Origin of the sequence: Eubacterium xylanophilum ATCC 35991 (assembly GCF_000518685.1) — a bacterium.
Taxonomy (GTDB): Bacteria; Bacillota; Clostridia; order Lachnospirales; family Lachnospiraceae; genus Eubacterium_F; species Eubacterium_F xylanophilum.
This window is the reverse complement of sequence record NZ_KI912471.1, coordinates 78948-91992: the sequence shown is the minus strand read 5'-3', so window position 1 is coordinate 91992 and position 13045 is coordinate 78948. Positions and strand designations below refer to the sequence as shown.

Genomic DNA, 13045 nt, shown 5'->3' with positions numbered 1-13045 from the left:
TAACAAGATTAAATTGATTTTTTTTGCTCACTATGATACTATTAACTAGTATTATTATATCAGAAAGCGAGGAAGGCATTTATGTTTTGTCCAAAATGCAAAAACGAATATGTAGACGGTATTACAATATGTGCAGACTGCGGTATTGAGTTGGTTGACACTCTCCCAGAGGAAGTCGATCCAGAAGCACCATTTTTACTTGGAACACTCCCCAATGAAGAGTTAGGTATGATTTTTGTAAAGTACTTTAATTATGCCGGGGTAAATAGTTGTGTATTGGTTGAGAGAGATGAAGAATCTGAAGAGGGAAAATATGATTTATATGTAAGTCATGCCGAATTGCCTAAGGCAACTATTGTTCTCAATAATCTCTTGGGAAATCCAGAATCTGATTCTGATGAGCGCGTTGATCTGGAAAAAATAGTCCCTGCAATTCAAGCTGAGCTTGAAAGCATAGATGGCGAAGAAGGATCAGAACTCCTCCAAGAGCTTAGATCAGAGCAAAGTACAGTTTATGTCAATTACAAAGACAAGTACAATGATCACAAGTTTACCGGGTATTCATTTATAACATTCTCAGTAGTTGGGCTTGCATTTGCAGCACTTAATATGGCTGGAATTATACATGTTTTCAATATGTTCTCCACCCTTGTTATCGCTCTCATGTTTATCGTTTTCCTGGGAATTGGTATCTCTTCTCTTAGAAAAGCCAATTCAATTAAGGGAAATCTAGAAAACGAAGAAGAAGCAGAAAAAAATGTTCGTGCGTATATGGAAGAAACCTTTACAAGCGAATATCTCTCCTCTCTTGGAGATAGTTCACTTTCAGAAGAAGAGAATTATATCAATGTAACTGAGATTCTCACAAATGAAGCAGTCAGTAAATTCCCTGATTTAAATCCACAGCTCATAGAACAGCTTGTGGATGAGTACTACGAGAAATCTTACGATATATAATTGTCTTACGAACGACGTGAGTAAGACCAGCAATATGCGTTTATTGTCTTACGAACGACGTGAGTAAGACCAGCAATATGCGTTTCCACTCCAATTCAAAACTCAGGTTTAGTCAGACTACACCTGAGTTTTTTTTACTATTATTTAAAAGATGATATAATACCTAAATCATATTCTTCATAATCCACTTGCCAGCTTTAGACAAATGCTTTTTCTTAATCTTTTTTGTTGTTTTGGTTGAGCTCTTGAGAAGTGCAGATGCTTCGTCCTTATTACAAACACTCCATGCAACTCTCCCAATCTTATACTTATTGAAAAGCTTTTTCCATGCTTTTGCAGACTTTTTATCAAGGCGACCATTTCCAGATGCTTCGCATATAGAGAACTCAGAGCAAAACACAGGTAGACCTTTGGACAAAGCAGTTTTAACTTTGTTTCTAAGATCGTCTTGATGTGTTGCAGCATAAAAATGAATAGTATATAGCAAATTTTTGTCTGTCTTGATTGGACTGTTTGCTACTATATCTACATCCTGAGACCAAGTAGGTGTGCCGACAATAATCGGTGCCTTCTTGGCATTCTTTCGAATGAGCTTTATCATCCTTTTAGCATATGGCTTAATATCATTTTCCCAGGTAGCTCCTCCATTGGGTTCATTGCAGATTTCATATAGAACATTAGAATAATTGCCATACTTCTTAGTAAAATACTTGAAAAAATGTCTGGCCTCGCTCTCATTTGTCTTAGGATTGCTGTCATTTAGGATATGCCAATCAATGATAACATACATCCCAAGATCTGTGGCAGCCTTAACACCTGCATCAACTTTAGAATATAGATTTCTATTATATCCTGCATTTACATCGCTATATAATGCAAGTCTAATGGTATTAGCGCCCATTTTCTTGAAGCTCTTAAAACATGCCTTATTAACATAGTCTGGGAACCAAGCTATACCATGTGTGCTAACACCTTTTAAAACAACTTTTTTACCTTTTGAATTTACTAGATTTGTCCCCTTTACATGTAATGCAGCAGGCTTCTTCGCCTCCGCTTGCTTGGAGATACACAAGAGGCAACATCCAAATGTAAGTACGACAAATGCTATGCTTGTTATAATCTTCTTCTTATTCAACATAATCCCTCTTTCCTTTTTCGTATTAAATCAATTATACCATAAAATCGTGTTAATTTGCAAATTTTTATATTTTTTTCGAAAATATGATTGTAAAAAAATCGAATTAGTAGTATACTATAAATGTTTATTTATACCTTTGATTTTCATAATCAAAAGATTATAAATAAAAATGTGTACAGATTATATATGTGTAGAAGGAAAGGAAGGAAAAATTTATGACAACACAACAAATGAAATATCTGATTGCGGTTGTTGAGGAAGGAAGCTTTTCAGGAGCAGCGCGAAGGATGTTTGTATCACAGCCATCCATAAGCCAAATGATCAAGGCACTCGAAAAACAGGAAGGATCACCTCTTCTAGAGAGAAACTCCAATCCACTTAAGCTTACGCCGGTTGGGGAGGCGTACTATGAAGCTGCAGTGAAGATTGAGTCCGTATATCGAGAGCTGGACAACAAACTAGCTGAAATCAATCAATTGAAAGTTGGTACTCTAACCATTGGAACATCTCCCTTTAGGGCATCTTGTATGCTTCCACGGAGTATCGCACATTTTCAAAAACAGTTTCCGGGAATCAAGGTTGATATCGTTTCAGATAACATCGAGAAACTCAAACAATATTTGGTTGACGGCGAGATTGATATCTGTATCGAGAATGATATTTTTCAGAGCCAACAATTCGTAACTGAAGGGCTATCTACGGAACATTTTTACCTGGCTGTAGATCCCAACAATCCATGGTGTAAGGACAAGCAGGAATATGTCCTCACCAAAGATGACATTGTAAACGACTCGGAGAAACTATACTCTGCTCCTGCTATCGCTCCAAGTCAGCTCGAAAGACTTGAATTTATATTGCTTGACAAACAGAGTGAATTCTTTGAAGTTTCACGAAATGTATTTGACAAATGTTCCATCAATCCCAAAGTAGCTCTCTATTCATCAAATATAGAGACTAAGTTCCATTGGATCAACTCTAACCTCGGTGCCGGCTTCATTCCGGACACCATGATAAAGTTCGGAAACTTTATACAACATCCATACTATTTTCGAATCAAAGAACCGAGAAGATCCGCTGGCATGTGCCAAAAAAATATTGTTGTAGCATATAATCGAATGCATTTTCTTCCAAGAATTGCAAAAGAGTATATCTCTCAATTAAAGATGCTCATCGGCATGGGAACATGGCTTGTCAACGACAAGATATTCTGATCGGAAAAATAAAAATTCCGCACCTTACAATCTTTGGCAGCAAACTTAGATTGAAAGGTGCGGATTTAGTTTGATATAATATATTACCTATTCTTCGTCCTCAAAAATCCCAAGGCCAAATTTCAAGTTGAGAATCTTAAGTTCCTTATCCTTGATAATTGCCCCCTTTGAAGGTTTTACTTCGATTTTGTGAACTCCGAATTCCTCACACTCAATATATTCGGATACTCTATTATCCCATGAAAAATCATTATAAAGACTGAGAGTCGTGCGATATGTCCCATCTATATACAAATCCAATAAACATTTATTGAGATCGGTCCTCTGAGTTATTTCAGCAAGTATAGCATCAAACTCGCCAGTATAGCTATAACCATTATTATATTCCATATTCTCAACAACTGTCATATTTTTAAACATTCCGGTAAATGCAGGATTTTCAGGAATCTTGTATGTCAGGCTGTCATCTGGCTCCATTAAGCAGAACTCAAAAAACTTTAATAAGTTATCTGCCAGAAACTTATGTCCTTCTGGGTTTGGATGAACATAATCTAAAGCATAGTCATCCCAGACAAACTCACCATTCTCAATATTATCCAGTACAACTTGTCCCAAGTCGATACAGGGAACATTATAATGCTTCGATATTGCCAACACAGACCCTCTGGTAGCATGTCCCTGATTGTTGGTAAATATCAGATTACATACCATGCAACCTGCTTCCAAGAACCTATGAACGATTCCCTCATAAGTGTCATGAAGATAATAAGCTCCCGTGTCATTGACACTATAATCAACAAATATAATATCGGGTGGATTCTTGCAAATTTCAGCAGCACTAAATATACCATTGGAAGAAAATGTTCCGGAGCGGCTGTAGTTGATAAACAGCGGTTTACTCTCAGTGCCAAGACGCTCTGTCCATTCTCTATCTAAAACGCTGAAATAATCTACTCCCTTGGGTACATTTTCGCCGTTACTGATACTCGTTCCTAAGACCCCTATCTTAATCTCATCCATTGCCTTATTCTTAAAAATCTTTCGCAACGGATTCATAACTTCATCGGAATACTGATTAACATCTAAGTAAAGCATACTATTCTCCTCTCAAAAACTAACTTCATATAACCCAAAGTATGTTATTACTTTTCTTTAAAAAAAGTAAGTGGCACTAAAAAACTAGTACCACTCTAGAAAAAAGTATGAAAAAGGATTATCAAATAATCACTCGTCTGCAACATTCAATCGATAAAACATTTTAAATTTTGCTCAAACATCTTATCTACAATACCTATTTTATCACAGATAAATACAAAGTCAAATAGAAATTTTTTTATAGTAACATAAATAAAAGGTTATACCCTAGCAAAATAGGTTTCTCCGGGCTCTAAAGTTACTAAAATATTATCAATTTCCATCCAAATTTTTTTGTCAGTTGGGTTGTGAATAATGCTTGAATCCGCCGAATATTGCAATTTTTCGCAAACATTGCAATATGAACAAATCTCTCCATTAGTGGCATACCATATGTCATCATGACCACCAATCATATCAAAGAATTCATCCACTAATTCCCAGTTATCGTTCCTGTCAAACTCAAAAGTATGCCCCCAAACATAGAACATTTTTGGTTCATTTTCCGGTTTTAAATTGACAAAATTTTCTGCTATTTTTTTCAACTCCGGATCATCATGATGGCAAGTTGGGTTTAATTCCAGCCAGTCTGTTGGCAGATCAAATTCTCTGGTTGAGCAAACTGTTCTGGCATAAGTTATGCCTGCCATGCCAATAATCTCCTTTAGCTTGTCATTATATGTTCCATATGGGTAAGCAAAGCCAGTTATAATCTCTCCGAACATTTTTTCAAGTGTCACACGACATTTAACTATATCCTCCATTGCAACAGTTGCAGGTACAGTTTGCATCCATTTATGAGTGTATCCATGATTTGCAGGCTCTATGATAGGCTTAGAATAGAGCTCCTTAGCATGATCATATGACAAGAAAACATAAGTTGGATCTTTAGGATTTTGGTCTTCTTCTTCTGGTATCTCTGAAGCGATTATGTTAAATGTTCCTTTAATACCATACTCTTCCATTTTTTTTATCAATCTGGCATCTCCGGTTGTGTTGTCATCATAACTAATTGTAAATGCCTTGGCTTTACCGCCTGGAAACCTAAAATTTATTCTTTGCATAAGAATACCCCTCTTTTAAATATATAAATTTATCCCTCAGCAAATGCGAGGGACTATAAATGTAGAGGGAATCTCGTCAGAATGAGATTCCCTCTTTATCTCAAAATTATAATTATTTAACTTCTGCTTTCAACATCTCTGTAAGCTGTGGAACGATCTTGTTAAGATCTCCTACGATACCGTAGTCAGCAACATCAAAGATTGGAGCATCTGGATCTTTATTGATAGCAATAATGATATCAGACTCTTCCATTCCTGCAGTATGCTGAATAGCACCAGAAATACCGATTGCGAAGTAAACATTAGGACGTACAGTTTTTCCTGTCTGACCAACCTGTCTATCAACTGTCAACCAGTCATTCTCAACTACAGCACGTGAACAACTTACTGTTCCGCCAATAACCTCTGCAAGGTCCTCAAGAAGCTTGAAATTCTCCTTTGATCCAACTCCACGACCACCTGATACAAGAATCTTAGCATCCATAATATCAACAGTCTCGGACATATCCTTAACGATGTTGAGGATCTCAACATACTTATCATTTGGAGTAAATCCAGGATTGAACTCGATAACTTCTGCTTTAGCACCCTTCTTAGGCTCGATTTTCTGCATAACACCAGGACGAACTGTTGCCATCTGTGGGCGGTTGTCTGGACATGCGATAGTAGCAATTGTATTACCACCGAATGCAGGACGAGTCATAAGAAGCTGATTGTGCTTCTGAGTATCTTCTTTACCAGGAGCTACATTTAATGGGAAATCACCGATTTCAAGAACTGTACAGTCAGCTGTAAGTCCTGTAGCTACTCTTGCAGAAACTCTAGGGCCGAGGTCACGACCAATAGCAGTTGCTCCTACAAGCATAATCTCTGGCTTATATTCATTAATAACTGATGCAAGTGCATGTGTATATGGCTCTGTTCTGTATTCTTTCAATTCAGGGTCATCTACTACGATAACTTTATCTGCTCCGTACTCAGCCAATGTATCAACAAGACCAGATACACCTGAACCAACAAGAACAGCAGTTACTTCAGTGCCAAGATCACTTGCGAGTTCGTTAGCTTTTCCAAGCAACTCAAGTGCGATACCGCTAATCTCATTGTCTACCTGTTGTGCGTAGACATATACACCTTTGTATTCTTCTAAATTCATTATATTCACCACTTTTCCTTTAAATTAGATTACATGCTTCTCTTTTAACTTTTCAACAATGTAAGATGCTCCTTCAGCTCCGTCCAAAGCAACCTTCTCTCCGGCTCCTTTGCGAACCTTATCAGAAGCTTTCGCAATTTTTGTTGGAGAACCCTTAAGTCCAAGGTTAGAATCATCAACATCTTTCAAGTCTGCTCTGCCCCATACTGTGATAGGTGTGAGCTCTTTGTCAAATGCCTCAAAGATTCCGCCTGGAGTCATATATCTAGGCTCATTCAACTCAGAAAGAGCGGTAACAAGACAAGGCATCTTAGCCTTTAACTCATGATAACGATCGTCATACTCACGTCTAACGATTACATAATCTCCGTCGATCTTGATTTCCTTTGCATAAGAAATAACTGGAATATCAAGATGCTCTGAGATCTGTGGACCAACCTGAGCTGTATCTCCATCGATAGCCTGACGACCAGTTATAATCAAATCATAATCAATATTTCTAAGTGCGCCAGCGATTGTTGTAGAAGTAGCCCATGTATCAGCTCCTCCCAAAACTCTATCTGTTACAAGGATTCCCTTGTCTGCACCCATAGCAATTGCTTCACGAAGAACGTCTTCTGCCTTTGGAAGTCCCATTGTAAGAACTGTAACCTCAGCGCCGTTCTGCTCTTTAATACGAAGTGCTGCCTCAAGACCAGCTTTGTCATCTGGATTCATGATAGTAAGCATTGCAGCACGATCAAGTGTACCATCTGGGTTAAACTTAACTCCACCTTTTGTATCAGGTACCTGTTTAATACAAACAACTATTTTCACGATTGCAACCTCCTTACCTTAACAAGCTTCCAGAGATAACCATACGCTGAACCTCTGAAGTTCCTTCGTAAATCTCTGTAATCTTAGCATCACGCATCATACGCTCTACGTCGTACTCGCGAATGTAACCATATCCACCGTGTAACTGAACTGCCTTAGTTGTAACTTCCATTGCAACTTCTGCAGCATACAACTTAGCCATAGCAGCCTCAACACTGTAATTCTTCTGTGTTGCTTTAGCCATAGCAGCTTTATATACAAGATGTCTAGCAGCTTCTACCTTTGTTGCCATATCAGCAAGCTGGAACTGTGTGTTCTGCTGAGCTGCGATAGAGCGACCAAACTGCTTTCTCTCTTTTACATATGCAATTGTTGTCTCGAGAGCTCCTTCAGCAATACCAAGTGCCTGAGCAGCAATACCAATACGTCCACCGTCAAGTGTATGCATTGCATTTGCAAAACCTTTGCCCTCAACTCCGAGAAGGTTTTCCTTTGGAATTCTGCAATCCTCAAAAATCAACTCATATGTTGCTGAACCACGGATACCCATCTTCTTCTCTTTTGTTCCAAAAGAAAATCCTGGTGTTCCCTTTTCAACGATAAATGTTGAGAAGTTCTTCTTCTTGCGTCCTCTCTTGTCCTCAGTAATGCTTGTAATAGCAATAACAATATAAATATCTGCTTCTTTACCATTTGTGATAAAGCACTTTGAACCGTTGAGTACCCACTCGTCGCCATCCAAAACAGCCTTTGTCTGACATCCCTGAGCATCTGTACCAGCACCTGGCTCTGTAAGAGCAAATGCTCCGAGCTTTTCACCATTTGCAAGTGGTACAAGGTATTTCTGCTTCTGTTCTTCAGTACCATACATCATGATAGGATCTGCGCAAAGTGAAGAATGTGCACTTACGATAACACCTGTAGTACCACAAACTTTTGACAATTCCTCTACACACATAACATATGTAAGTGGATCGCATCCCTGTCCGCCGTATTCCTTTGGCACTGCAATTCCCATGAATCCGTATTTCTGCATCTTTTTAACAGTCTCTCTTGGGAACTGTTCTGTTTCATCTGTTTCCTGAGCTAATGGCTTAACTTCATTCTCAGCAAACTCTCTAAACAAAGATCTAGCGACCTCATGTTTTTGATCTAAAGTAAAATCCATTATACATGAACCTCCTGTATTAGTTTATATATATCGCCCCGCCCTTGGACGAGGCGATGTTGTAGTCATCTAATGTGCTATATTAAACACTTATTATTTTGAATAATCGTAGAATCCGCATCCTGTCTTTCTACCAAGCTTACCAGCACGAACCATCTTGCGAAGAAGTGGACATGCACGGTACTTAGAATCACTGAACTCATCATAGAGTACATCCATGATTGCAAGACAGATATCAAGTCCGATAAAGTCACCGAGCTCAAGCGGACCCATTGGATGATTACATCCAAGCTTCATTGATGTATCGATATCTTCTACAGAAGCTACACCTTCCATAACTTCATAACAAGCTTCGTTAATCATTGTGATAAGAAGTCTGTTAACTGCAAAACCAGCAGCCTCATTGATCTGAACTGGAGTCTTGCCGATTTCCTTAGAAATCTCGATAATCTTGTCATTCATCTCGTCTGTAGTATTACCACCGCGAATTACCTCGATGAGCTTCATTCTATCTGCAGGATTGAAGAAGTGCATACCGATAACTGGTCTGTCAAGTCCCTTACCAATCTCTGTAACAGAAAGAGATGATGTATTAGTAGCAAAGATACAATTAGGACCAACGATATCCTGAAGTTCCTTAAATGTCTGCTGCTTAATCTCCATTACCTCAAGAGCAGCCTCAACTACGAGATCACACTCTGTACAAATCTCTTTTGTACCTGTTGTAACCTTAGCAAGGATAGAATCAGCCTTAGCCTGATCAATCTTCTCTTTCTTTACGAGGAAAGAAAGATTCTTCTCGATTTTTGCCTTTCCATTTGCTGCAAATTCATCATTAATGTCGCAAAGACAAACTTCATAACCATCTGTCATTGCAAATGCCTGAGCGATACCAGATCCCATGGTACCTGCACCAATAACGCCTACTTTCATTATAATTACCTCCGAAATATTATTTATTCTTAAATGGAACTACTTTTAACTTCTTTTCTTTGTCTTTTTCAAGGAAGTTGCCCATTCCTGCTCTCTGATCCTCTGTCTCAAAGCAGTCTCCAAAGAGCTTCTCTTCAATTACAATTGCCTGATCCATATCAACCTGCAATCCCTCATTGATAGCCTTCTTGCAGTTGCGAACGGCAATAGGTGCCTGCATAGCAATACCTGCAGCCATCTTCTTAGCTGCCGGAATAAGCTCCTCAAGTGGGTAAACTGCATTTACAAGACCTACTCTATAAGCCTCATCAGCTTTGATATTTCTAGCTGTATAGATGAGCTGCTTAGCCATTCCTACAGGAATAACTCTTGCAAGTCTCTGTGTTCCACCAAAACCAGGTGTAATTCCAAGGCCAACCTCTGGCTGACCGAATACAGCATTTTCAGAACAAATTCTGATATCACAGCTCATAGAAATCTCACATCCACCACCGAGTGCAAATCCATTGACAGCAGCGATAACTGGAATAGGGAATGTCTCGAGCTTTCTAAATACATCATTACCTTTCTTGCCAAATGCTTCGCCTTCAGCCTTTGTAAGTGTGCTCATCTCACCGATATCTGCGCCGGCTACGAAAGACTTTTCACCTTCTCCTGTGAGAATAAGGCAGCGAACATTTTCAAGATCAACTGAATCGAGAGTCTCGTTCAACTCATCAAGAACCTGGCTGTTAAGTGCATTCAATGCTTTTGGACGATTGATTGTAATCATTCCAACCATATCTTCCACTTCATACTTAATAAATTCCATTGTTTATCTCCTATTTTTTATAATATTAAAATATTCTGCTAAGAAATTAGTCTCTTTCTACGATTGTAGAACAGCCCATTCCTCCACCGATACAAAGAGTTGCAAGACCCTTCTTAGCATCTCTCTTCTGCATCTCATGAAGAAGTGTTACAAGGATTCTACATCCTGAAGCACCAACCGGATGTCCAAGTGCAATTGCACCACCGTTAACATTGAGCTTCTCTGGGTCGAATCCAAGTTCCTTACCAACTGCTACAGACTGAGCTGCAAATGCCTCATTTGCCTCGATGAGATCCATATCATCAACTGTGAGACCAGTCTTCTCGAATACTTTCTTAGTAGATGCAACAGGTCCAACACCCATGATCTTAGGATCTACTCCACCAAGAGCACCTGCTACGAATGTAGCCATAGGCTTAACACCGAGCTCCTTAGCTTTCTCTTCGCTCATAACAACGATTGCAGCAGCTCCATCATTGATTCCAGAAGCGTTACCAGCAGTAACAACTCCGCCTTCTTTCTTTCCACTGCAGCATCTAAGACTTGCAAGTGTCTCTGCTGTTGTACCGGCACGTGGTCCCTCATCTGTATCAAATACGATTGTCTGCTTTTTCTGCTTAACTTCAACAGGAACGATCTCGTCTTTGAATTTACCTTCAGCCATAGCCTTCTCGCACTTCTGCTGGCTGTTGGCAGCAAACTCGTCCAACTCCTCACGAGTAAGACCATACTGCTCTGCAACGTTCTCTGCTGTAATCATCATATGATACTGATTGAATGCATCCCAAAGAGCATCATTAACCATTGTATCAACAAGTGTTGCATTGTTCATACGATGACCGAAACGACCGTTCATGTCAGCGTATGGTGCCATAGACATGTTCTCCATACCTCCGGCAACAACGATATCAGCATCGCCTGCCTGAATCATCTGCGCAGCCATATTAACACAGTTAAGTCCTGATCCACATACTACGTTAACTGTAACAGCTGTTGTTTCAATAGGAAGTCCTGCATTGATAGAAGCCTGACGTGCAACATTCTGTCCGAGACCTGCCTGGATAACACATCCCATATAGACGTGATCTACAGCATCCTTTGGAACCCCTGCTCTCTTAAGTGCCTCTTCAATAACGATTGATCCAAGGACTGGTGCAGGTGTTGTGCTAAGAGCTCCACCCATCTTACCTATTGCAGTACGACATGCGCCTGCTAATACTACTTTCTTTGACATGATTAATAAATCCTCCTTAATATTTTTGGCAAATACTGCCATATTTTTATATCTCTACGAATAAAAAATTCGCATTTTACAAAACTAATGATTAATATGATTCACAACTGCCTGAGGAACGTATTCGTCCACATCTTGCTTATATAATAGCAACTCTTTAACTGCCGATGAGCTTATGTGAAAATGTTCCGCTCGAGTCATCAAAAATACTGTCTCTACACTTTCGCTCAATCTGTGATTAATCGTCTCTAGCTGCTTTTCATACTCGAAATCAATATCATTTCTCAAGCCGCGAAGCATGCAATGAATACCATTGTCTTTGCAATAATCTACAGTGAGTCCCGAATAAGTATCAACTCTGACATTATCAAGGTGACTAGTGGCCTCTTCAATCATAGTAATTCTCTCTTCAATAGAAAACATAGGATTCTTGGAATTATTCTCAAGTATAACGACTATCAACTCATCATATAGAGTCGAACCTCTTTCAATTAAGTCAAGATGTCCGAGTGTAATCGGATCAAAACTTCCTGGAAAAATCGCCTTCATAATCTCAAAATCCTTTCGTATAACTACAATTGATTATACTAAACGAATAAGTTTGTTAATTTTTTCACAAAGTTTTGTGAAAAAAAATAAAAACCTATGTAACTATAATAACACCGCCCAATCGCTATGTCAAGGAAAAATATACCCCAATAATGATATGCCCAACCTCAAAACTTCTTGGCTTTTACAACTTTCACCTTCTTGTTCCCTGCATTCTTCATTATTATCTTCTTGTACTCTTTGTACTTTGACTTTGGGACAATCACCTTGATTTTGTGCGGTTTTCTACCAAAAGTATAAAAGAGTTTTTTCCCCCATTCCTTAACTTTAACTGACTTAATTTTTATTGTTTTAAGCTTTTTCATATCTGAAAAAGATCCTTCTCGGATATTGGTGACTCCGGATGGTATGGTTACTTTTTTCAGACCGCAGCCTATAAGACAGTACTTATCCAGTACTCTTAGTGATTTTGGTAATCGAAGTTTTCTGAGTCTGGGATCTGAATCTAGGAAGCTGTCTCCTAACTCTCTTACCCCGTTTTTTAGAGTTAACTCTTTTAAAGTCGAAATAGCAGCTAACGAGCCTTCTCCTATTTTTTTTACCGTACCAGGTATCACTAGTTTTTCTATTATAGAGAAGCCAAATGCTCCATCTCCTATTTTCCTCAAGCCAGACGGCAGAGATATTTTTTTTAAATTTCCACAATTCAGAAATGAATCTGCCGAAATTTTCTCTATTCCTTTCGGCAAAACAACCTCTTCTAGTTCAGTAAAATCTTCAAAACACATATATCCTACACTCTTCACATTTCCACTTATCACAAGTTTTGTAGCATCCATTGCTTTAGTATACTGCACCCATCCTGCAGCAGCTC

At 38.8% G+C, this 13045-nt stretch carries 13 protein-coding genes; 2 read left to right on the top strand and 11 right to left on the bottom strand.

Going from position 1 to position 13045, the window contains the following annotated elements; translation table 11 throughout:
• The first annotated feature begins 81 nt into the window (after positions 1 to 81).
• A complete protein-coding gene (locus tag L877_RS0108835) occupies positions 82 to 957 on the top strand; it encodes a hypothetical protein (RefSeq protein ID WP_026835760.1) in 876 nt (291 codons plus the stop codon).
• A gap of 163 nt (positions 958 to 1120) precedes the next feature.
• On the opposite strand, the gene L877_RS0108830 is transcribed toward L877_RS0108835, so the two are convergent.
• A complete protein-coding gene (locus L877_RS0108830) occupies positions 1121 to 2095 on the bottom strand; it encodes a glycoside hydrolase family 5 protein (RefSeq protein WP_026835759.1) in 975 nt (324 codons plus the stop codon).
• Between the two features lie 215 nt (positions 2096 to 2310).
• Between L877_RS0108830 and L877_RS0108825 the strand changes: the two genes are divergently transcribed.
• On the top strand, positions 2311 to 3306 hold the full coding sequence (locus L877_RS0108825) for a LysR family transcriptional regulator (RefSeq protein ID WP_026835758.1): 996 nt from the start codon (positions 2311 to 2313) through the stop codon (positions 3304 to 3306).
• Between the two features lie 87 nt (positions 3307 to 3393).
• On the opposite strand, the gene L877_RS0108820 is transcribed toward L877_RS0108825, so the two are convergent.
• From L877_RS0108820 to L877_RS12795, 10 genes are all read right to left on the bottom strand, one after another.
• Positions 3394 to 4401 (bottom strand): SGNH/GDSL hydrolase family protein, encoded by a 1008-nt coding sequence (locus L877_RS0108820; protein WP_026835757.1) that lies wholly within the window; start codon positions 4399 to 4401, stop codon positions 3394 to 3396.
• A gap of 260 nt (positions 4402 to 4661) precedes the next feature.
• A complete protein-coding gene (locus tag L877_RS0108815; protein ID WP_026835756.1) occupies positions 4662 to 5504 on the bottom strand; it encodes a polysaccharide deacetylase family protein in 843 nt (280 codons plus the stop codon).
• 112 nt (positions 5505 to 5616) lie between these two features.
• A complete protein-coding gene (locus tag L877_RS0108810) occupies positions 5617 to 6660 on the bottom strand; it encodes an electron transfer flavoprotein subunit alpha/FixB family protein (RefSeq protein ID WP_026835755.1) in 1044 nt (347 codons plus the stop codon).
• A 24-nt stretch (positions 6661 to 6684) separates the two neighbouring features.
• Entirely contained in the window at positions 6685 to 7476 is a 792-nt protein-coding gene (locus L877_RS0108805; protein ID WP_026835754.1) for an electron transfer flavoprotein subunit beta/FixA family protein, read from the bottom strand.
• A gap of 13 nt (positions 7477 to 7489) precedes the next feature.
• Positions 7490 to 8644, bottom strand: coding sequence for an acyl-CoA dehydrogenase (locus tag L877_RS0108800; protein ID WP_026835753.1), 1155 nt, complete (start codon positions 8642 to 8644; stop codon positions 7490 to 7492).
• Positions 8645 to 8737: 93 nt separating this feature from the next.
• Positions 8738 to 9577, bottom strand: a complete 840-nt coding sequence (locus L877_RS0108795; protein WP_026835752.1) for a 3-hydroxyacyl-CoA dehydrogenase family protein — start codon at positions 9575 to 9577, stop codon at positions 8738 to 8740.
• 19 nt (positions 9578 to 9596) lie between these two features.
• The gene (locus L877_RS0108790; RefSeq protein ID WP_026835751.1) at positions 9597 to 10388 is read right to left on the bottom strand and encodes an enoyl-CoA hydratase-related protein; all 792 of its coding nucleotides are present in this window, start codon (positions 10386 to 10388) and stop codon (positions 9597 to 9599) included.
• Positions 10389 to 10434: 46 nt separating this feature from the next.
• On the bottom strand, positions 10435 to 11622 hold the full coding sequence (locus L877_RS0108785; RefSeq protein WP_026835750.1) for an acetyl-CoA C-acetyltransferase: 1188 nt from the start codon (positions 11620 to 11622) through the stop codon (positions 10435 to 10437).
• Between the two features lie 84 nt (positions 11623 to 11706).
• Positions 11707 to 12171, bottom strand: coding sequence for a pantetheine-phosphate adenylyltransferase (coaD, locus tag L877_RS0108780; RefSeq protein WP_034785492.1), 465 nt, complete (start codon positions 12169 to 12171; stop codon positions 11707 to 11709).
• 167 nt (positions 12172 to 12338) lie between these two features.
• The coding region (locus L877_RS12795) for a leucine-rich repeat domain-containing protein (protein WP_034785490.1) at positions 12339 to 13045 on the bottom strand (707 nt) is incomplete at its 5' end.